12 protein-coding genes are annotated in these 22,251 nt (G+C 61.1%); 7 read left to right on the top strand and 5 right to left on the bottom strand.

Annotated features, from left to right (window positions below):
• Nucleotides 1-79 precede the first annotated feature (79 nt).
• A complete protein-coding gene (locus ACP7EE_RS15305; protein ID WP_426235074.1) occupies nucleotides 80-8,734 on the bottom strand; it encodes a retention module-containing protein in 8,655 nt (2,884 codons plus the stop codon).
• 532 nt (nucleotides 8,735-9,266) lie between these two features.
• Between ACP7EE_RS15305 and ACP7EE_RS15300 the strand changes: the two genes are divergently transcribed.
• From ACP7EE_RS15300 to ACP7EE_RS15290, 3 genes are all read left to right on the top strand, one after another.
• Nucleotides 9,267-10,625, top strand: a complete 1,359-nt coding sequence (locus ACP7EE_RS15300) for a TolC family outer membrane protein (RefSeq protein ID WP_420647899.1) — start codon at nucleotides 9,267-9,269, stop codon at nucleotides 10,623-10,625.
• 151 nt (nucleotides 10,626-10,776) lie between these two features.
• Nucleotides 10,777-12,936, top strand: coding sequence for a type I secretion system permease/ATPase (locus ACP7EE_RS15295; RefSeq protein WP_426235073.1), 2,160 nt, complete (start codon nucleotides 10,777-10,779; stop codon nucleotides 12,934-12,936).
• 9 nt (nucleotides 12,937-12,945) lie between these two features.
• Nucleotides 12,946-14,301: an HlyD family type I secretion periplasmic adaptor subunit gene (locus ACP7EE_RS15290; protein WP_426235072.1), complete on the top strand. Its 1,356-nt coding sequence runs from the start codon at nucleotides 12,946-12,948 to the stop codon at nucleotides 14,299-14,301.
• A gap of 88 nt (nucleotides 14,302-14,389) precedes the next feature.
• On the opposite strand, the gene ACP7EE_RS15285 is transcribed toward ACP7EE_RS15290, so the two are convergent.
• Both ACP7EE_RS15285 and ACP7EE_RS15280 read right to left on the bottom strand, forming a co-directional pair.
• Nucleotides 14,390-14,983 (bottom strand): tRNA-uridine aminocarboxypropyltransferase, encoded by a 594-nt coding sequence (locus ACP7EE_RS15285; protein WP_426235071.1) that lies wholly within the window; start codon nucleotides 14,981-14,983, stop codon nucleotides 14,390-14,392.
• A gap of 19 nt (nucleotides 14,984-15,002) precedes the next feature.
• Nucleotides 15,003-15,896 (bottom strand): LysR family transcriptional regulator, encoded by an 894-nt coding sequence (locus ACP7EE_RS15280; RefSeq protein ID WP_420647895.1) that lies wholly within the window; start codon nucleotides 15,894-15,896, stop codon nucleotides 15,003-15,005.
• Between the two features lie 359 nt (nucleotides 15,897-16,255).
• On the opposite strand from ACP7EE_RS15280, the gene speB reads away from it, so the two are divergent.
• The 4 genes from speB to ACP7EE_RS15260 all read left to right on the top strand — a co-directional run bounded on the left by speB (nucleotide 16,256) and on the right by ACP7EE_RS15260 (nucleotide 20,817).
• A complete protein-coding gene (gene speB, locus ACP7EE_RS15275; protein WP_420647894.1) occupies nucleotides 16,256-17,206 on the top strand; it encodes an agmatinase in 951 nt (316 codons plus the stop codon).
• Nucleotides 17,207-17,215: 9 nt separating this feature from the next.
• The gene (locus ACP7EE_RS15270; protein WP_426235070.1) at nucleotides 17,216-17,638 is read left to right on the top strand and encodes a YybH family protein; all 423 of its coding nucleotides are present in this window, start codon (nucleotides 17,216-17,218) and stop codon (nucleotides 17,636-17,638) included.
• Nucleotides 17,639-17,693: 55 nt separating this feature from the next.
• On the top strand, nucleotides 17,694-19,196 hold the full coding sequence (locus ACP7EE_RS15265; RefSeq protein WP_426235069.1) for a purine-cytosine permease family protein: 1,503 nt from the start codon (nucleotides 17,694-17,696) through the stop codon (nucleotides 19,194-19,196).
• Nucleotides 19,197-19,437: 241 nt separating this feature from the next.
• Entirely contained in the window at nucleotides 19,438-20,817 is a 1,380-nt protein-coding gene (locus tag ACP7EE_RS15260; protein ID WP_426235068.1) for a sodium:solute symporter, read from the top strand.
• A gap of 182 nt (nucleotides 20,818-20,999) precedes the next feature.
• On the opposite strand, the gene ACP7EE_RS15255 is transcribed toward ACP7EE_RS15260, so the two are convergent.
• Complete coding sequence (locus tag ACP7EE_RS15255) at nucleotides 21,000-21,128, bottom strand: PA1414 family protein (protein WP_420647890.1); 129 nt, start codon at nucleotides 21,126-21,128, stop codon at nucleotides 21,000-21,002.
• Between the two features lie 121 nt (nucleotides 21,129-21,249).
• Nucleotides 21,250-22,182 carry a DMT family transporter gene (locus tag ACP7EE_RS15250; protein ID WP_426235067.1) on the bottom strand — a complete coding sequence of 311 codons (933 nt, stop codon included), beginning with the start codon at nucleotides 22,180-22,182 and terminating at the stop codon, nucleotides 21,250-21,252.
• Nucleotides 22,183-22,251: the final 69 nt, after the last annotated feature.

The raw sequence follows: 22,251 nt of genomic DNA, 5'->3' as shown, positions 1-22,251 counted from the left end.
CCACAGGTTTATGCCTGACATGAAAAACCCGCCGTCCCGTTTGATCGGGGCGGCGGGTTTTGTCGTTTCAGCGCTCAGGTCAGACGGTGTCCACCTTCAACGAATGATCATTCAGCATCCCGGTGATGATCGTCGCCGTGTCGTGGCCGCTGGCAATCAATCCGCCTGCGCCCGGTGTCACGCCGTAGTGGCTGGCGAGGTTGACGCCGGCCAGATCGATGGTCTGGTTCGGCGTGGCGCCGGCCATGGCGCTGACGTCGATGCTGGTCATGACCGATGCACCGCTGCCGCTGACGGTGAAGTGCAGATAGTCATCGAGTGACGCCGTGGTGCCGTTTTCGCCTTGCAGCAGTTGCGACAGATCGAGCTTGTCGGTGCCGGGGGTGAAGTCGGTGACGACGTCGTGGCCGCTGTTGCCTTTGAGCCACTGGAAGGTGTCGGCCCCTGCCCCGCCAGTCAGAGTGTTGTTGCCCATGCCGCCGATCAGCAGGTCATCGCCACCGCCACCGTTGAGGACGTCATTGCCGAGGCCGCCGGTGATCACGTTGCTGTTGTTGTCGCCGGTCAGGCTGTCGTTGAAGTTCGAGCCGACGAGGTTTTCGATACCGGTCAGGATATCCGTGCCGGCGCCCAAGGTATTTTGCGCGACGAGGGTACCGAGGTTGACCGTTACGCCTGCGGTGGCATGGGCGTAGCTGGCGGTGTCGATGCCGGTGCCGCCGTCGAGCAGGTCATTGCCCGGCCCGCTGTAGAGCAAGTCATTGCCGGCGCCGCCGTGCAGTTCGTTGTTGCCCGAGCCTGCGGTCAGCACATCGTTGCCGTCGCCGGCGTTGATGATGTTGTTGCCGGTGCCTGCCACCAGCACGTCATCGCCTGCAGTACCGGTGAGGGTGTGGCCGTCCTGATAGCTGATGGTCACGTTGGCGCTGTCGCTGCCGCCGTGGTTGTCGTTGGCGGTGTAGGTGCCGTGGTAGTCCGGGGTGATGTCCTGCGCCCCGGCGTAGTTGAGGGTCATGGTCAGTTGGTAGTTTTCCGCCGCGTTGGCGTTGCTGCCCGTGGTGTTGGTGATGTTGGTGATGTGGATCTGGTAGGTGCCGTCCGCCGAAGCGGTCAGGGTTTGACCGTCGGCCAGGGCGATCCAGCTGCCGCCATTGAGCGAGTACTCCATGCTCACATGACCGGCCGCCAGATTGTGATCCAGGTTGAGGGTTTCACCCTGGCGCAGGTTGACGGTGATGCGGTCTTCATCGTTGGCATTGACGTTGCTCACAGCACCGAGGTAGCCGCTGACCACAAGTACGGCCGTCATGGTCGCTGCGTTGGCGCTGAACGAATTGCGCACGTTGGCCAGGTTCTGGTTGGCGGCGGTGTTGCCGATCCCGGTGAAGCTGATCGCACCAGTGCCGGTGAAGTCCGCCGCTTTCGAAATCCAGCCCGTGTTGAACGAGGTCGGTGTGGCGTTGAGCGGGTCGCCATTGGGGTCGGTGTCGTTGGCCAGCAGCAGCTCGCCGGGCACCACAATGTTGCTCGACAGCACGTTGGTGATGACGTGGTCGTCCATCGCCACTGGAGGCGCGTTGGGAATCACTTTCACCGTCAGCGTGGAGCTGGCGAGGTCGCCGTCGTTGTCGCTGACGGTGAAGCCGATGTTTTCGGTGATCACCACGGCGGTGGTTTTTTGCGAGGTGTAGGTGTAGTCGCCGGTGTCTAGGTTGATCACCAGGGTGCCGCCATTGTTGGTGGCGATGCTCAGGCTGTTGGTCGCCGTATTGAAGGTGCCGTGGTTGACGCCGCCACTCGGGGTCAGCGAGCCCTGGCCGCTGAGGGCTTTGGGATCGTAGGTGTAGGTGGTGCCGTCGACGACGATGGATTTGATGAAACCGCCATCCGCGCCGAAGGTCCCGCCCTCGCCCAGCAACGAGCCGGTGACAGGTGCGCCCTGTACGGTGCCCGACAGCACCGAGTTGAGTTGATTGAGATCCGTCACCACCACCGCATTGGTGTTGGTGTGGCTGATGCCGTCGTAGGCCAGTGGGTCGAGGTTGGCGTTGCTCACGCCGCTGCCGAGGCCGATCGCGTAGTTTTTGATGTTGTTGGCATCGAGGAAGTTTTTCAGCGCAGCTTCGTCTGCGGCGTTGATGTCGCCCTCGTTGGGTTTGCCGTCGGAGAAGAAGTAACCGACGTTTTGCGCCCCGGTGAGTTTGCCCGAGGTGTTGAACGCGGTTTGCATCACCGCCACGGCAGCATCGTAGTTGGTGCCGCCACCAGCGGTGAGGCCTGCGAGGATGGTCTTGGCGGTGGCAACATCGACCCACACCGCGGTGCGATCGGTGGCGTTGCTGCTGAAGGTCACCAACTGCACTTTCACATCGCCGAGATCATCGTACTTGTCGAGCAAGGCACTGATCGCCTGCTTGGCCAGCGCCAGCCGCGACAGGCCAGGTACGCCGGAGGCATCGGCCATGCTGCCGGAGATGTCGAGGACGATCAGCAGGTTGGAATCGATCTCCACCGCTGCCACCGAACGATCCGAGGCCACGGCTTTGGGCACGTCATCGACAATGTTGACGACGATGGTGCTGGTGGTGCTGTTGCCCAGTGCATCAGTGGCTTTGTAGGTGAACGATTCGCTGAGGGTATTAGGTCCGTCGTTGGCGTTCGGCGAGGTTTTTGGCGCCGAGGTCAGGGTGTAGGTGTACGTGCCGTTGGGGTTGAGCAGGATCTGCCCGTAACTGCCCGTGGCACTGCCAACCAGCGTGTAAGTCAGCGCGCCGCTGCCGCCGGTGACCGCACCGACCAGTGTGCCCGTGGCGGTTTCGCCGGTGTTGCCTGGCTCGCTGCCGGTGACCGTGCCGGGGGCCAGATCCTGGCCGTCCTTGGTCAGGTCGAGGGCTTTCTCGTAGACGGTTACGTCCTGATCGACCGAGGCCAGCAGTTTGCTGTCGGCGACGTTGATGGTGATGGTCGTGGTGCTTTCATCACCGTCACTGTCGCGGATGCTGTAGGTGAACGTGTCGGTGGCGCCCGGTGGGCTGACCGAGTTCGGGTTGCTGTGGTAGACGGCGTTGCCCGCCGCATCGAGGGTCAGGTAACCGTAGGCGCCATTGATGTTGCTGTTCAGTCCGCCGACGGCCGAAGTCGCGGTGTTGCTGCCGGCGCGCACGCCAATAATCGTCGCCGCGCCATCGGCACCGCTGACGTCATTGCCCAGCACGCTGATGTTGACCGTGCCGCCCTCCGCCACCGAGCCACTGTCCGCTTGGGCGGTCGGCAGGTCGTCGACGATGTTGACGTTGATCTGGCCGGTGGCGGTGCTGCCATCGGTGTCAGTCGCTACGACATTGAAGTTCTCAGTGATGCTGTTGGCGCCGTTGGCGTACGGGTGGGTTTCGTTATCCACCAGGGTGTAGCTGTAGCTGACCACGCCGGTGGTTGCGTTGAACCCGGTGATGGTCAGCGTGCTGCCCAGCGGCGTCACCACCGATTGCGGGAAGCCTGCGGCCACACCGTTGATGACCAGCGCGATGCCGCCCACGGTCAGGGTTTGCAGACCGTCAAGCGCGGTGACGGTGAAGGTGCCGCTCTGGGTCAGCGCCGGAGTGTTGGGGCTGGTGCCGTCACTGAGGTTTTTCTCGTAGACGGTGAGTTCGCCGCCATAGACGTTGAGGCCGTTGAGCACCACAGGGTCGTCGTTGTTGTGAATGTTCAGCACCAGGTTGGCGGTGCTGGTATCGCCGTCGGCATCGGTCAGGGTGTAGGTGAAGGTTTCAGTGCCGTTGCCACCGCCGTGCAGATTTTTGAAGTCCGCATCGTTGGTGTTGAGCGTGTAGGTGTAAGTGCCATTGGCGTTGAGCACCAGGGTGCCGTAAGTACCATTGAAGGTGCCGGGGGTGATAGGACCTGTCGCGACGACATCCGCGCCTTGCACGTCGTTGGTCAGCACGTTGCCGTTGAGGGTCAGCAACGATTCGGAGGCAGTGTTGGCATTGCTGTCGTTCACCGCTGTCGGCACGTCATCGACGATGCTCACCACGATAGTGCTGGTGACGACGTTGCCCAGCGAATCGGTGGCTTGATAGGTGAAGGTTTCGGTCAGCGTGTTAGCCCCGTCATCGGCTTGCGGCGTGGTGCTGGCCGGTGAGGTCAGGGTGTAGGTGTAGGTGCCGTTGGAATTCAGCACGATCTGCCCGTAGTTGCCGGTGGCGCTGCCGACCAGCGCGTAGCTGATCGCGCCGACTGCGCCGGTGACCGAGCCGACCAGTGTGCCGGATGCGGTTTCGCCAGTGCTGGTGGGGTCGCTGCCGACCACAGTGCCAGGGGCCAGATCCTGGCCGTCCTTGACCAGATCCAAGGCTTTTTCGTAGACGGTAACGTCGGTATCGCTGGTCGCGTACAGCTTGCTGTTGGCCACATCGATGGTGATGGTGGTGGTGCTTTCATCGCCGTCGGAATCGCGCACGGTGTAGACGAACACGTCAACTGCGCCCGGGCCACTGACGGTATTCGGATTGCTGTGATAAACCGCGTTGCCATTGGCATCCAGTGTCAGGTAGCCATAGGTGCCGTTGATCTGTGAATTGAGACCGGTAGTGGCCGAAGTCGAGGTATCGGAACCGGCGCGCACGCCGATCACCGCGCCAGTCACGGCCGGGCCATCAGCGCCACCGATGTCGTTGTTAAGCACGTTGCCGCTGACGGTTGCGCCCTCTTGCACCGAAGCTGCATCGGGTTTGGCGGTGGGCAGGTCATCGACGATGTTGACGTTGATCTGGCCGCTGGCAGTGCTGCCGTCGGTGTCGGTCGCCACCACGTTGAAGTTTTCCGTGATGCTGTTGGTGCCGTTGGCGGTTGGATGCGCTTCGTTATCGACCAGGGTGTAGCTGTAGCTGACGACACCCGTGGCCGCGTTGAACCCGGTGATGGTCAGCGTGCTGCCCAGCGGCGTGACCACCGATTGCGGGAAGCCTGCTGCCACACCGTTGGTGACCACGGCTATGCCGCCAACGGTGAGGGTTTGCAGACCGTCGAGCGCGGTGACAGTGAAAGTGCCGCTTTGAGTCAACGCCGGGGTATTGGGACTGGTGCCGTCGCTGAGGTTTTTTTCGTAGACCGTCAGCTCACCGCCATTCACATCGAGACCGTTAATGATCACCGGATCGTCGTTGTTGTGGATCTGCAGAACGAGGTTGGCTGTGCTGGTATCGCCGTCGGCATCGGTCAGGGTGTAGGTGAAGGTTTCGGTAGCGTTGCCACCGCCGTTTAGCGCTTTGAAATCGGCGTCGCTGGTGTTCAGGGTGTAGGTGTAGGTGCCGTTGGCGTTGAGCACCAAGGTGCCGTAGGTGCCGGTGAAAGTGCCGGCAGTGATCGGCCCGGCGTTGGGGTCGGTCGGTACGCGGTCGGCGCCTTGCACATCGTTGGGCAGGACATTGCCTTCGAGCGTGAGCAGGGTTTCCGAGGCGGTGCTTGCGTTGCTGTCGTCCACCGCTTTCGGCAGGTCATCGACGATGTTCACGTCGAGCGTAGCGTTGGCAGTGGTGCCGTTGTCATCGACCACGGTCACGGCGAATTGCTCGTTCAGCGTGTTGGCGCCGTTGGCATTCGGGTGTGCTTCGTTATCGACCAAGGTGTAGCTGTAACTGACCACGCCAGTGGTCGCGTTGAACCCGGTGATGGTCAGCGTGCTGCCCAGCGGAGTGACGACGGATTGCGGAAAACCTGCGGCCACGCCATTGGTGACCACGGCGATGCCGCCGATGGTCAGCGAGGTCACGCCGTCGAGTGCGGTGATGGTGAAGGTGCCGTTTTGCGTCAGCGCGTTAGCATCCGGAGCGCTGCCGTCGCTGAGGTTTTGCTCGTAGACAGTCAGTTCACCGCCGTTGACGTTCAGGCCATCGATGATCACCGGATCGTCGTTGTTGTGGATCTGCAGAACGAGGTTGGCGGTGCTGGTATCGCCATCGGCATCGGTGATGGTGTAGGCGAAAGTTTCAGTGCCGTTGCCGCCGCCAGTCAGGGCTTTGAAATCGGCGTCGCTGGTGTTCAGGGTGTAGGTGTAGGTGCCGTTGGCGTTGAGCACCAAGGTGCCGTAGGTGCCGGTGAAAGTGCCGGCAGTGATCGGCCCGGCGTTGGGGCCGGTCGGTACGCGGTCGGCGCCTTGCACATCGTTGGGCAGGACATTGCCTTCGAGCGTGAGCAGGGTTTCCGAGGCGGTGCTTGCGTTGCTGTCGTCCACCGCTTTCGGCAGGTCATCGACGATGTTCACGTCGAGCGTAGCGTTGGCAGTGGTGCCGTTGTCATCGACCACGGTCACGGCGAATTGCTCGTTCAGCGTGTTGGCGCCGTTGGCATTCGGGTGTGCTTCGTTATCGACCAAGGTGTAGCTGTAACTGACCACGCCAGTGGTCGCGTTGAACCCGGTGATGGTCAGCGTGCTGCCCAGCGGAGTGACGACGGATTGCGGAAAACCTGCGGCCACGCCATTGGTGACCACGGCGATGCCGCCGATGGTCAGCGAGGTCACGCCGTCCTGCGCGGTGATGGTGAAGGTGCCGCTTTGGGTCAACGCGTTAGCATCCGGAGCGCTACCGTCGCTGAGGTTTTTTTCGTAAACGGTGAGTTCGCCGCCGTTGACGTTCAGGCCATCGATGATCACCGGATCGTCGTTGTTGTGGATCTGCAGAACCAGATTCGCGGTGCTGGTATCGCCGTCGGCATCGGTAATGGTGTAGGCGAAAGTTTCGGTGCCATTGCCGCCGCCAGTCAGCGCTTTGAAATCTGCATCGCTGGTGTTCAGCGTGTAGGTGTAGGTGCCGTTGGCATTCAGCACCAAGGTGCCGTAAGTACCAGTGAAAGTGCCGGCAGTGATCGGCCCGGCGTTGGGGCCGGTCGCAACGCGGTCGGCGCCTTGCACATCGTTGGGCAGGACATTGCCTTCGAGCGTGAGCAGTGTTTCGGAGGCAGTGCTTGCGTTGCTGTCGTCCACCGCTTTCGGCAGGTCATCGACGATGTTTACGTCCAACGTGGCATTGGCAGTGGTGCCATTGTCATCGACCACGGTCACGGCGAATTGCTCGTTCAGCACGTTGGCGCCGTTGGCAGTCGGGTGTGCTTCGTTATCGACCAGGGTGTAGCTGTAACTGACCACGCCCGTGGTCGCGTTGAACCCGGTGATGGTCAGCGTGCTGCCCAACGGCGTGACAACGGATTGCGGGAAACCTGCGGCCACGCCATTGGTGACCACGGCAATGCCGCCGATGGTCAGCGAGGTCACGCCGTCCTGCGCGGTGATGGTGAAGGTGCCGCTTTGGGTCAGTGCGCTGGAGTCCGGCGCGCTGCCGTCAGCGAGGTTTTTCTCGAAGACTGTCAGCTCGCCACCTTCAACGTTCAAGCCGTTGATGATCACCGGATCGTCGTTATTCTGGATCTGCAAAACCAGGTTCGCAGTGCTGGTATCGCCGTCAGCATCGGTCAGGGTGTAGGTGAAGGTTTCCGTGCCGCTGCCGCCGCCAGTCAGCGCTTTGAAATCAGCATCGCTGGTGTTCAGGGTGTAGGTGTAAGAACCGTTCGGATTGAGCACCAAGGTGCCGTAAGTACCAGTGAAAGTGCCGCCAATCACCGGGCCGCTGTTCGGGCCAACCGGGATGCGGTCGGCGCCCTGAATGTCGTTGGGCAACACGCTGCCGGTCAAGGTCAGCAGGGTTTCCGAGGCGCTGTTGGCGTTGGTGTCATCAACCGCTTTGGGCACGTCGTCGGTGATGTTGACATCGAGGGTGCCGGTCGCGGTGTCGCCATTGCTATCGCCGGCGACCACGGTGAATTGTTCGCTGAGGCTGTTCGCGCCGTCACCGGCCGCATGGGTTTCATTGCCGTTGAGGGTGTAGCTGTAACTGACCACGCCGGTCGCCGGGTTGTAGCCGGTGATGGTCAGCGTGCTGCCGAGTTGCGTGGTGATCGATTGTGGGAAACCGACCGCTACGCCGCCGACCACCACATTGACGCCGCCGATGCTCAGACTGGTCAATCCGTCCGGAGCATTCACGGTGAAGCTGCCGGTCTGGGTCAGCGCGCCAGGGTTGGCGGCGGAGCCGTCGCTCAGATTGGCTTCATTGAGATTCAATTCGCCGCCATCGACAGACAAGCCGCCGAGGGTCACAAGGTTGTTGACGGGAGGTGGTGGCGGAACAATCGGCGCGACCGGATCAGCATCGCCATCGCCGTTATCCAGCGCCGCCTCGCGGCGTTCCAGCGGAAACTCGGGGATCCCGCCAAAACCGGCAGTCGGGAAACCGATAGTCGGATCGACCCGCCCGCCGACTTCTTCCAGCAACACAAAAGTATGCCCGCCACCTAACTCACCGGTCGTGTTGCCCGGGGTGTTGGGGCCGGCGGCAGTGGCTTCAGCGGTTTTGCTCGGGTCTTCACCGGCAGCGATGGCTTTCTGGATCTGTTCGACGTCGGTCAGCTGTGAATCGGTCGGGGTCAACGCATCAGCCGTGTGCACTTGACCAGGCTGATCGGCAAGCAACTGCGCAGTCAATTCCAGGCTGCTGCCTCGGCCCAAAGTCAATTCCTTGCCATTTTGCAGATGAACGGCAACCGCGCCCTCGGCGCCAGTGACCAATTGATCCCCTGCAAACAGGCGGTCGCCCTCGACGAGTGCGCGGCGAGTACCGTCGCCCGCAACCGCAAAAACCTGACCAATGACTTTAGTGACGATCCCGATGAGCGTTGCCATGTGCATCTCCTGGGCGCCGACCACCGTCGGCACTGGTTAACGAAGCAGCCCATGGCTCAATCGGGTTGTCGGGGTGACGCTCGCACCTCGACAGTTCGTTTCGCCGGTGACGCGAAATCAGAAACTCCCGCGCCTTCAAGCACTTGGAATTCCTGATCAATGCCGCCAACCGACTAACGCTACGTAACGGTGATGAATCACTCGAGTGACAAAAATCTGTCGCTCATCAACCGCTACGCGTCCCTCCCCTTTAGCAGTACTTCGCCGTATGTCGCAAAGTTGATTGGAACTTTCCTCAAGCCTTTTTGTGCTCCCTAAAGCGCATGAAACAAAGGCTTTCGAGTGGAACAATGTGCCGGATTTCGAGAAGCGCATAAGTTTTTTTTGGAATAACCGTTATGAAAATTTTTTCTTAGCTACGCTTCAGGATGTTCTTAGCTCTGTTGTTACAGGCATGAAACGCTTTTCACTATAAAAGACGTCAAATAATTGGCGACAACGAAATACCATCAGGACTCAGGGAGATGCACCCATGCGCGTTTTAACCCCCCTCTGCAGCGCGGTTTTGCTGGCCATGGCTTGCACTTCTCAAGCCCAGGCCATGAACCTCACCGAAGCCATCCAGAGCACTATCGCCACGCACCCCGAATTGGCTTCGCGCGTGGATGCGCGCCTGTCGGCTGATGAACAGGTGAAAGTCGCCAAGGGGGGCTTCTACCCTTCCGTCGACTTGAACGCCGCTTACGGGCGCGGCTACAGCGACAACACCAATACTCGGGCTTTGGGTAATCACAACACTGAAATCCTCACCTACACCCAGTCCGAATTGCGCATGCGGCAGATGATCTTCGACGGTTTCAATACCGCCAACGAGGTCGAGCGCACCAAAGGCGTGTCCAACTCGCGCGCTTACTACGCGCAAGGCACCGCTCAGGATCTGGCCCTGCGCACCATCGAGGTCTACCTCGAAGTGCTCAAGCGCCGCGAACTGGTGACCCTCGCCACCAACAACTTGCAGGCCCACTTGCGCGTGAATGATCAGATCGGGCTGCGCACCGAGCGCGGCATCGGCAGCACCGCCGACTCCGACCAATCGGTTGCACGTAAAGCGCTGGCGCAGAACAACCTCGACACTGCCGAAGTCGATCTGGCCGACGCCGAAGCGAATTTCTACAGCGTGGTCGGACGTATGCCCGATGAGCTGGAAACCCCGGCCTCGACTCGCGGCGAATTGCCTACCGACCTGCGCGAAGCCCAGCAAAGCATGGTCGAGAACAATCCTTATCTGAAGTCTGCGCAGGCCGACGTGCAGTCAGCCGAGAGCCAGTACGAAGTCGCCAAATCGCCGTTCTATCCACGCTTCGATGCTGAAGCGGCAGTCGGCGCCAACAACAATGTGCAGGGTGACGAAGGCCACGACAACGAATGGCGCGTCGGCGTGGTGATGAACTACAACCTGTTCCGTGGTGGCAGCGACAAGGCGCGTCTGGCCGCCAATGCGCATGACATCAACCAGGCGATGGACATCCGCAACAACGCGCTGCGTCAGCTCAACGAGAACATTCGTCTGGCGTGGAACGCCATGACCAACGCCAAGAAACAAACCCCGACCGCCCGCGAATACGCCGACACCACCAAACGCGTGCGTGCGGCTTATCAGGATCAGTTCGGCTTGGGCCAACGCACCCTGCTCGACTTGCTCGACAGTGAAAACGAGCTGTACAACGCCAACCGCCGCTACGTCGAAGTGCGCTACACCGAGGAGTACTCGATGTACCGCGTGCTGGCCAACATGGGCCAACTGCTGAGCAAACAACGGGTGGTGCTGCCAGCGGATGCGATTGCGTCCAGCGAGGTGAAAAACGAAGCGCGCCTGCCCGAGTTGAAATGATCGCTCTGTGGCGAGGGAGCTTGCTCCCGCCGGGTTGCGCAGCAACCCCAAGATCGTTCAACGATGAAGATTTTGTGAGTGCTGCGCACTCAAGCGGGAGCAAGCTCCCTCGCCACAGGTACTTGGCCAGTCATCTCCGGGAGCGATCAATATGACCAGCATGGAACCCGGCAACACCGGGATCGATCCGCGGCTGAGCTTCGATGATCCGTTACTCGACGGTCTGTTGATCCTCTGCAAACTCCACGGCGCGACAGTCAGTCGCGCCAGCCTGAGTGCCGGGTTGCCTTTGAACAAACAACGCCTGAGCCTCGACCTGCTGCCCCGTGCAGCGGCCCGGGCCGGGTTGCAGGCTCGATTGTTACGGCGTGAACTGAAAGACATCTCGCCACTCAACTTGCCGATTCTACTGTTGCTCAACGATGGTCGTACCGCCGTGCTGCGGCGCTTCGGCGACGACGGCAAGGCACTGATTCTGCCCAGCGAAGCCGATGGCGGCGAGCAATGGGTCAGCCGTGAAGAACTCACCGAACACTACGCCGGTCAGGCGCTGTTCGCCCGGCCGAGGCACGAACTCGAAGACCTGCGCTCACCCTTGGTGCCACGCGTGCAGGCATGGTTTCGCGACACGCTGAAGCTGTCGAAATGGCTGTACAGCGACGCAATCCTCGCCAGTTTCCTGATCAACCTGTTGGGCCTGATGGTGCCGCTGTTCGTCATGCAGACCTACGACCGCGTGGTGCCGAACCAGGCCACCTCAACCTTGTGGGTGCTGTCGATCGGCCTGCTGATCGGCACCGGTTTCGAACTGGTACTGCGGGTGGTGCGCGCGCACTTGCTGGACACCGCCGGCAAGAAAACCGATGTGATCCTTTCCGCGACTTTATTTGAACGCATCACCGGCATGTCGATGAAGGCGCGGCCGGCGACCATCGGCGGATTCGCGCAGAGCATTCATGACTTTCAGGGCCTGCGTGAATTCCTCACCGCCGTGACCCTGACCAGTTTGATCGACCTGCCGTTTGTGGTGCTGATGCTGGTGGTGATCGGCCTGCTCGGCGGCTGGCTGGTGGTCATTCCGCTGCTGGCGTTCCCGCTGACGATCATTTTCGCCATGATTATTCAGGCGCGCCTGCGCGACACCGTGCAGAAGAGTTTGAGCCTTGGCGCCGAGCGTCAGGCGCTGCTGATCGAAACCCTCGGCGGCCTGGAAACCCTCAAGGCGTGCAGCGCCGAGAGCGAGCGCCAGCACAAATGGGAAAGCACCCACGGCGCCCTCACCCGCCTCGACAGCCATGCGCGCAATCTGTCGGCGCTGGCCACCAACGGCACGTTGTTCATCCAGCAGTTTTCCGGGATGGCGACGATTGTCGCCGGGGTCTACAGCATCATTGCCGGCAACCTCAGCGTCGGTGCGCTGGTCGCGACCTACATGCTCGGCAGCCGCGTGCTCGCACCGCTGGGGCAGATCGCCGGGCTGATCACCCGCTACCAGCAAGCGCAACTGACGATGAAAAGCACCGACGCGCTGATGTCGCTGCCGCAGGAACGCGACGGCAAACAACGGCCGCTGGAGCGCACGCAATTGCAAGGCGCGCTGGAGGTCAACGGCGTGACTTTTCACTACAACGGCCAGAACGCTCCGGCCCTGAACAACATCAGCTTCAGCATGCAGGCTGGCGAACGCATCGGCATCATCGGTCGCAGCGGCTCGGGCAAAAGCACGCTGGCGCGGCTGGTGATGGGCTTCTATGAACCGGAGGAAGGCCAGCTCCTGCTCGACGGCCTCGACCTGCGGCAACTGGATGTCGCCGACCTGCGCCAACAGATCGGCTACGTCGCCCACGACTTGCCGCTGCTGGCCGGAAGCCTGCGCGACAACCTGACCCTCGGCGCGCGTTACGTCAGCGATGCGCGCATGCTCGAAGTCGCCGAACTGACCGGAGTCACCGAACTGGCGCGCCAACATCCGCAGGGTTTCGACCGGCCGGTGGGCGAGCGCGGGCAACTGCTTTCCGGTGGCCAGCGCCAAGCGGTGTTGCTGGCGCGGGCGCTGTTGCTCGATCCGCCGATCATGCTGCTCGACGAACCCACCAGCGCCATGGACAACAGCAGCGAAGACGCCCTGCGCCAGAAACTGCACGGGTGGGTGCAAGGCAAGACGCTGCTGCTGGTCACCCACCGCACCTCGATGCTGAGTCTGGTGGATCGCTTGCTGGTGCTGGACAACGGCCGGATCGTCGCCGACGGTCCGAAAGAAGCGGTCATCGATGCACTGCGCAAGGGCCGTGTCGGCTCGGCGGCGGTCTAGGAGTTGCGCATGTCTGCTTCATCGAAAGATCGCGGCTACTTCGACAGTTTCGGCAAGAGTGCCGAAGTCGAGTTCATGCCGGAAACCGCCGGCGCCTCGTTGCAGGATTCGCCGCGCTGGTCGCGCATCACCGTGTGGCTGGCGGCAGGGTTGCTGATCAGTGCGCTGGTCTGGGCCAAGTTCGCCGTGCTGCAGGAAGTGACCATGGGCGAAGGCAAGGCGATTCCATCGAGCAAGATCCAGGTGATCCAGAATCTTGAGGGCGGGATCGTTACTGAGATCTTCGTGCGCGAAGGGCAAATGGTCGCCAAGGGTGACACCCTGCTGCGCCTGGATGACACGCGTTTTCGTTCGAACAAAGGCGAGAGCGAGGCTGATCGTTATGCCTTGACCGCGCAAGTCGAACGCTTGTCCGCCGAGGCTGAAGGTCGGCCGTTCAAGCTCTCGGCAGAAGTGATTGCCAAAGCCCCGCAAGTCGCCGAAGACGAGCGCTCACTGCATGAGCAGCGCCAACGCCGTCTGGCCAGCGAACAGCGCACTCTCACCGAACAGCTGCGGCAGAAGACTCAAGAGCTGGCCGAATTTCGCTCGAAACAGGGGCAGTTCAGTTCCAGCCTGGCGTTGCTGCAACAAGAGATGAACATGTCCGAACCGCTGGTGAAAACCGGTGCGGTGTCGCCTGTGGAAATCCTCCGGTTAAGACGCAGCGCAGTGGAAATTCGCGGCTCGCTGAACGCCACGACGTTGGCGATCCCGCGCGCCGAATCGGCGATCAACGAGATCAAAAGCAAGATCGACGAATCGGAGCAGACCTTTCGTTCGGAAGCGGCCAAGGAGCTCAATGAGAAACGCACCGACCTGTCGAAAATCACCGCGTCGAGCATCGCCATCGACGACCGTGTCAGCCGCACCACGGTGACCTCGCCGGTGCGCGGGGTGATCAAGCAAATGAAGGTCAACACCATCGGCGGCGTGGTGCAGCCGGGCAGTGACATGGTGGAAATCGTGCCGCTGGAAGACAACCTGCTGATCGAAGCCAAGGTGCGTCCGCAAGACGTGGCGTTCCTGCATCCGGGCCAGAAAGCCATGGTCAAGTTCAGCGCTTACGACTACACGATCTACGGCGGGCTGAGCGCCAAGCTCGAACTGATCGGCGCGGACACCATCACCGATGACAAGGGCAACAGCTTCTACCTGATTCAGGTGCGCACCGATAAAAACCATTTGGGCGGGGACGTGAAACCGCTGCTGATCATTCCGGGGATGGTCGCGACGGTGGACATTATTACCGGGGAGAAAAGTGTGCTGGATTACCTGCTGAAACCGGTGCTCAAAGCCCGGACCGAGGCGATGCGCGAAAGATAACATCAAAAGATCGCAGCCTTCGGCAGCTCCTACAGGAGGATCGCGTACACCCTTGTAGGAGCTGCCGAAGGCTGCGATCTTTTGATCTTCAGCCACCATGATTCTTTTGGTAAGTTTCCTGCCCCATCGCCGCAATCTGCCCTTCGATCAACGCTTCGAACGGCTTGAGCAATGGTTCGAATGAAGTCGGCGCTTCCAGAGTCTGCAACGCCTGAACAATCGCCTCAATCGTCGACAACGCCCCTGGCCCCGGTGCCTTGCGCAAGCGATACCGCGACACCCCGCCATCCGCCAGCGTCACCCGTGGCAACGCCGCCAGCAGCGGATTCAGGTGCAGCATCTTACGCGCCTTGCGCCAGGTGCCATCCGGAACCACCAGCAGCAGCGGTTCATCAGACGCGGCATAAGCCTGCATCGGCTGCGCATCCTCGGCGGGAAACAACAAACGCGCCCGATACCCCGGCTGATTCAGCAGCGCCGGCAGATCCTCGAACACTTCCCCGACAATCAGCTCGGCATTGGTCAACCCCAGCGCAGCCAGCCGCGCGGTGTTCAGTGCATGACTGACCTCGCTCGGATGCTGCAACAGCAACACCCGGGTGCGGCTGTCGAGGCTGGGGATCAGCGGGCACAGGCAGTGGGTTTGTGGGCGCAGGCAGCGCGGGCATTGGAGTCTGGACATGGTTACTTTTCCTTCAAGCTCAAGCCTGATTGAGCTGTGCTTTGAGCAGATCGCGGAAGGTCTGGATCAGCGGTTCGCGACTGCGGCCGCGGCGCATGATCATCGAAAACGGCGCCTGATAACCGAAGGTCGCCGGCAGCAATACGCGCAGATCACCCTTGTCGGCCCAGGCTTGCGCGTAGTGCTCCGGCAAGTAACCGACGTAGGCGCCGGACAGCACCAGAATCAGCTGCGCTTCCATACTTTCCACCGTCGCGGCGCTGTGTTTGAAACCGTGGCGGGCCAGTTCGGCCTGGCTCCAGTAACCGCGCCCGACCATACGCTGCTGGGTGATGACTTGCTCGGGAATCCGCCGTTCGTTGAACAACGGATGCCGGCTGCTGCAATACAACCAGTGCTGCTCGCGGTACAGCGGCATGTACACCAGCCCGCTCATGCGCGTGGAAAACGCGCCGATGGCCAGGTCGAGGCGATTGTCCTGTACGCCGAGCTGCAGTTCATACGGGCTCATCACCGACAGATGCAAATGTACCGCCGGGTGTTCCTGACTATAGGCACCGATGGCCTCGGCGAAAGGCAAGGCCTTGTCGCTGACCGTGGAGTCGATCACCCCGAGGTTGAGCGTGCCGCGCAGTTCGCCCTTGAGCGCGGCGGCGTATTGCTCGAAGCCTTCGAGTTCGGCCAGCAGGCGCAGGGTTTCCTGATGAAACAGCTCGCCTTTGCTGGTCAGACTGAACCCGCCCCTGCCGCGATGACACAGCACCAGTCCGAGCGCGGCTTCGAGCTGGCTCATGTAGGTGCTGATGGCCGAGGTCGACAGGTTGAGTTCCTGCTGCGCGTTGGCGAAGCCTTGATGGCGGACCACGCTGGTGAAGATGCGCAGGAGTTTCAGGTCGGGTAGAGCGTTGGCCATGGGTTACTCCCGGCTTTCGAGTTATCTGTGGGAACTGCCCCTCACCCCAGCCCTCTCCCGGAGGGAGAGGGAGCCTACGGAGTTGTTCTCAGGATCTACATCGACCTGATACCTCGAGTCGAACTGAGGATTTGAAAGCCATGGAGATCAGCCCCCTCTCCCTCCGGGAGAGGGCTGGGGTGAGGGCAACAAAGTCTAATCCGCCATCGCCCATTAGTTTAGAAAAATCTGAACTAAGTATTTGCCCGTAGCGATTCTTCCCCGTCACTACATTTCGCAGAATCGGCCCCCAGCGGCGCCCTTCCTCCATGAAACCGGCGCGCCGACATAAATAAAACAATGACGATGAGGCCTTACCCGTGGACAAGATTCTTCACCAACCACTGGGCGGCAATGAAATGCCGCGCTTCGGCGGCATCGCCACCATGCTCCGACTCCCCCACTTGCCAACCGCTGCCGGTCTGGACGCTGCCTTCGTTGGCGTGCCGCTGGACATCGGTACGTCGCTGCGCCCCGGTACTCGCTTCGGGCCGCGCGACATTCGCACCGAATCGGTGATGATCCGCCCGTACAACATGGCCACCGGCGCCGCTCCGTTCGACTCGCTGTCGGTCGCCGACATCGGTGACGTGGCGATCAACACCTTCAACCTGCTCGACGCCGTGCGCATCATCGAAGAAGCCTACGACAACATCCTCGAACACAACGCGATCCCGATGACCCTGGGTGGCGACCACACCATCACCTTGCCGATCCTGCGTGCGATTCACAAAAAACACGGCAAGGTCGGTCTGGTGCACATCGATGCTCACGCTGACGTCAACGATCACATGTTCGGCGAGAAAATCGCCCACGGCACCACCTTCCGTCGCGCTGTCGAAGAAGGCCTGCTGGACTGTGATCGTGTGGTGCAGATCGGTCTGCGCGCGCAGGGCTACACCGCTGATGACTTCAACTGGAGCCGCGATCAGGGCTTCCGCGTGGTGCAGGCCGAAGAGTGCTGGCACAAGTCGCTGGCGCCGTTGATGGCTGAAGTGCGCGAGAAAGTCGGCGGCGGGCCGGTGTACCTGAGTTTCGACATTGACGGCATCGATCCGGCCTGGGCGCCGGGCACCGGCACCCCGGAAATCGGTGGTCTGACGACCATTCAGGCAATTGAAATCATTCGCGGCTGCCAAGGCCTCGACCTGATCGGCTGCGATCTGGTAGAAGTCTCGCCCGCTTACGACACCACCGGCAACACCTCGCTGCTGGCCGCCAACCTGCTGTACGAAATGCTCTGCGTACTGCCTGGCGTCGTCCATCGCTGAGGATCGGTCATGAACGAGCTCGATCAGGTTCTGAAAGCCGCTGCCGATCTGGTGACGGCGTTTGCCCGCAATGATCGCGAAGCTTACTTCGCTGCATTCAGCAGCGACGCAAGCTTCGTGTTCTACACCCTCGACCAACCGCTGCTGTCGCGCGATGCCTATCAGGCGTTGTGGGACCGCTGGCGCGCCGAGGATGGCTTCGAGGTGCTTTCCTGCACCTCAAGCAACGCCTTCGTCAGCCTGCAAGGTGACGTGGCGATTTTCATCCATGACGTGGCCACCGAGCTGCGCATGCAAGGGGAGCAACACTTCAGCCAGGAGCGCGAGACGATTGTTTTCAAGAAACAAACGTCGAGCCTAGAACAACAAGGCCATTGGCTGGCCTGCCACGAACATTTGTCCGCAATGCCGGAAGGGCTGCCATCCCCTTAGCCAAGACAGGTGACGCTCACGCACGATGAGCGCGCCTTTATGATCGGAGCAGATCATGAATAACAACAACAACGAAAAAAGCCTTAGCAGCATTGAAACAAACGGGGTCGAACAGATCCCGGATCATGAGCGTGACGCCCGACCCAGCGATCTGTTTCGCTTGATCTTCGGCGGCGCCAACACCTTTGCCACCGCCGTGCTCGGCAGTTTCCCGGTGCTGTTCGGTCTGTCGTTTCAGGCCGGTGTCTGGGCGATTGTGCTGGGCGTGCTGGTCGGTGCACTGATCCTCGCGCCGATGGGTCTGTTCGGCCCGCTCAACGGCACCAACAACGCCGTGTCTTCCGGTGCGCACTTCGGCGTGCATGGGCGGATCGTCGGTTCCTTCCTGTCGTTGTTGACGGCTATCGCGTTCTTCTCGCTCTCGGTGTGGAGTTCGGGCGATGCGCTGGTCGGCGGCGCCAAACGCTTGATCGGCCTGCCGGAAACCGACCTGACGCTGGGCCTGGCCTACGGCTTGTTCGCGCTTCTGGTGCTGACAGTCTGCATCTACGGCTTCCGCTTCATGTTGTGGGTCAACCGCATTGCGGTGTGGGCCGCGAGCCTGTTGTTTTTGCTCGGCATCTTTGCCTTCGCTCCTGCGTTCGACAGCCAGTACGCCGGCAGCCTGGCCCTGGGTCAGGCCGGGTTCTGGGCGGCGTTCATCGGTGCGGCACTGGTCGCCATGAGCAACCCGATTTCCTTCGGTGCGTTCCTCGGCGACTGGTCACGCTACATCCCGCGAGACACGCCGAAGGGCCGCATCATGTTCGCAGTGATCGCCGCACAACTGGCGACGCTGATTCCGTTCCTGTTCGGCCTGACCACCGCGACCATTGTGGCGATCAAGGCCCCGGACTACATCGCGGCCAACAACTATGTCGGTGGTCTGCTTGCGGTGTCGCCGAGCTGGTTCTTCCTGCCGGTGTGCCTGATTGCAGTGATTGGCGGCATGTCCACCGGCACCACCTCGCTGTATGGCACCGGGCTGGACATGTCCAGCGTGTTTCCGCGCCTGCTGTCGCGGGTCAAGGCGACGCTGCTGATCGGAGTGCTGTCGATTGCCTTTATCTTCATCGGACGCTTCGCGGCGAATCTGGTGCAGAGCGTGTCGACCTTCGCTGTCCTCATCATCACCTGCACCACGCCATGGATGGTGATCATGATCATCGGCCTGGTGGTGCGTCGCGGCTTCTACTGCCCGGATGACCTGCAAGTGTTCACTCGCGGCGAACAGGGCGGGCGCTACTGGTTCAGCCACGGCTGGAACTGGCGCGGCCTGGGCGCGTGGATCCCGAGCGCGGCAGTGGGTTTGTGCTTCGTCAACTTGCCGGGGCAGTTCGTCGGCCCGCTGGGTGAATTGGCCGGTGGCATCGACATCAGCCTGCTGGTGACCCTCGGCCTGGCCTCGCTGCTGTACCTGATGCTGCTCAGCCTGTTCCCGGAACCGCCGGCGGTGTACGGCCCGAAGGATGCGCGCCGTGAAGGCGGAGTAAAACCGGCACTGCGTCAGGCTGCCTGAGTAGCAAAGAATTTCTGAAGGATTGGAGTTTTTGTGGCGAGGGAGCTTGCTCCCGCTCGACTGCGCAGCAGTCGCAGAGCATCGGTTGAGTTTCACTGAAGAAACTCGGTTGCAAGACTTGGGGCCGCTTCGCAGCCCAGCGGGACGGTGCGACGATTCGACAAGCTCCCTCGCCACAACAGCCCGCCACAGCAACGCAATTCAGCCTCACCATAAAAAAGACAATCGGAGACACGCCACCATGGCTTTGGATTTATTCGTCGTCCTCATCTACGCCGCCGGCATGCTTTTGCTCGGCTACTTCGGCATGCGCAAAGCCAAGACCAATGAAGATTTTCTGGTCGCTGGTCGCAACCTTGGCCCGAGCCTGTACATGGGCACCATGGCCGCAACGGTTCTCGGCGGTGCTTCGACCGTCGGCACTGTGCGTCTGGGTTACGTGCACGGGATTTCCGGTTTCTGGCTGTGCGCGGCGCTCGGTTGCGGCATCGTCGCGCTGAACCTGTTCCTCGCCAAACCGCTGCTGAAACTGAAGATCTACACCGTCACCCAGGTGCTGGAAAAACGCTACAACCCGATGGCCCGCTCAGCGAGCGCGGTAATCATGCTGGCGTACGCGCTGATGATCGGCGTGACCTCGATCCTCGCCATCGGCACCGTGCTGCAAGTGTTGTTTGACCTGCCATTCTGGGTCTCGGTACTCGTCGGTGGTGGCGTGGTGGTGATCTACTCGGCCATCGGCGGCATGTGGTCGCTGACCCTGACTGACATCGTCCAGTTCATCATCAAGACCGTCGGCCTGATGTTCATCCTGCTGCCGATCTGCCTGTACCGCGTCGGCGGCTGGGACGAACTGGTGCTGAAGCTGCCGGCCACCGCCTTCAGTTTCACCACGATCGGTTGGGACACGATCATCACCTACTTCATGATCTACTTCTTCGGCATCCTGATCGGTCAGGACATCTGGCAACGGGTGTTCACAGTCAAGACCGCCAAAGTCGCGCAATACGCGGGCAGCATCGCCGGCATCTACTGCATCGTCTACGGCCTGGCGTGCGCGCTGATCGGCATGGCGGCGCATGTGCTGATCCCGGATCTGGATAACGTCAACAACGCCTTCGCCGCCATCGTCAAACTGTCGCTGCCGGACGGCATCCGGGGGCTGGTGATCGCTGCGGCACTGGCGGCGATGATGTCCACCGCCAGCGCCGGCCTGCTCGCCGCTGCCACCACACTGACCGAAGACCTGCTGCCGAAGCTGCGCGGCGGCAAGCCGTCGAGCTTGCGTATCAACCGTCTGTTCACCTTGCTGACCGGTATCGTGGTGCTGGGCATCGCGCTGGTGGTCAATGATGTGATCAGTGCGCTGACGCTGGCCTACAACCTGCTGGTTGGCGGCATGCTGATCCCGCTGATGGGCGCAATTTTCTGGAAGCGCGCCACCACCGCCGGCGCCATCGCCAGCATGGGCCTGGGCTTCGCCACGGCGCTGTTGTTCATGTTCAAGGATGGTCTGGATGCCAACACGCCGATCTATTACAGCCTCGGTGTGGGTCTGGTGAGTTTTGTGCTGGTCAGTCTGATGTCCCGCCGCCCGGCCATCGCCGCCAGTGCGATTTAAGCTGAAGCAATAGCAACACGTTTCTTCGACGGGTGTGGCGTCGGTTGCCACACCCGTTTTTTTTCGCCTGCACAAAGCAAAAAATCGCAGCCTTCGGCAGCTCCTACACTGATTTCTGTAGGAGCTGCCGAAGGCTGCGATCTTTTGATCTCTAAATCGTGCGACCCTTCAGCCCGGGGGCATTACCGCCGACGTTGCTGACGCCGACGCTGTTCGTCATCGGTGCGAATCGGGATCGGTTGCATTGGCGGTTCGATCAAGCCCAGAGCAACACCCAAATCGTGCAGCCAGTTTTGAATTTTCTCTTTCATCGTCATGCCCCCTTCAGGGTAGTGCTGAGCGGCCGGAATTCTGAGGTCGCTTCGCACTGATAATAGTCCGAAGTCCTACGCAATGCTCGGGCAAATCCGCAATGATCTGTTACTGAATTGATCAGGATTGGCCCAAAGCCTTACGCAGACGCCGGCGTACCCACTGCTCGGCGCTGACGAACGTGATACCGAGCAATACCAGCACCGCGCCGATGATGAAGTTCAGGCTCAATTCTTCGCCCAATAGCACCACGCCAAAGGTCACGCCGAACAACGGCGTCATGAACGAAAAAACTGCCAGGTTGGCCGCCAGATAACGTCGCAGCAGCCAGAACCACGTCAAGTAGCTGAAGAACGACACCACCAGCCCTTGAAACAGCACGCTGCCCACTGCTACCGCTGTCAGGCTGACATGGGTGATCTGCCCGCTGAGCAAAGCGATCGCCAGCAAACCGATGAAGCCGACAATCAACTGGTAGAACAGCGTCAGCGTCACCGGCGCTTCCGACAGGCGCGAGGCGCGCACGACTACGGTGGTCGCGCCCCAACTGGCCCCGGCCAGCACGCCAAGGGCATCGCCGAGCAGCATGCGCCGGTCAAGGTTGTCCCACGACACGCCGCCGGCAAACGCGATGGCGATGCCGACAAACGCGAGGAAAATCCCCAGCCACTGCACCGGCCGCAGGCGTTCACTTGGCAACAGAAAATGCACGCCCAATGCGGTGAAAATCGGCGCGGTATAAAGGAACACCGACATGTGCGCCGCCGTGGTCAGTTGCAAGCCTTCGGAGATAAACAGGAACTCCAGACCGAACAGCCCACCGGCCAGCAGGCCGCCCTTCCAGGTACTGCCGACCTGATCCCAGCCGCCCTTCCAGCAGATCAGCAATCCCACCAGCAATGCGGAAATCCCTGAACGCCCCGCTGCCTGCATCACCGGCGCAATGTCGGTGGCGGCCCACTTGATCAGCACTTGTTGAACGCCCCAGATCAGGCACAGGCCGATCATCACTTGCAGGGCAAAACCGTCGGCGTTGCGCCGAGTGATGCTCATCGCGAAACCTCGAAAACACCCAACATGGTGGCCATCCAATGGTCAAAAACAGTGCCGAGGATTATCAAT

The organism is Pseudomonas sp. TWP3-2, from assembly GCF_049897765.1.
Taxonomy (GTDB): Bacteria; Pseudomonadota; Gammaproteobacteria; order Pseudomonadales; family Pseudomonadaceae; genus Aquipseudomonas.
Note: the sequence above shows the minus strand (reverse complement) of the source record. Positions and strands in the feature narration are given on the sequence as shown.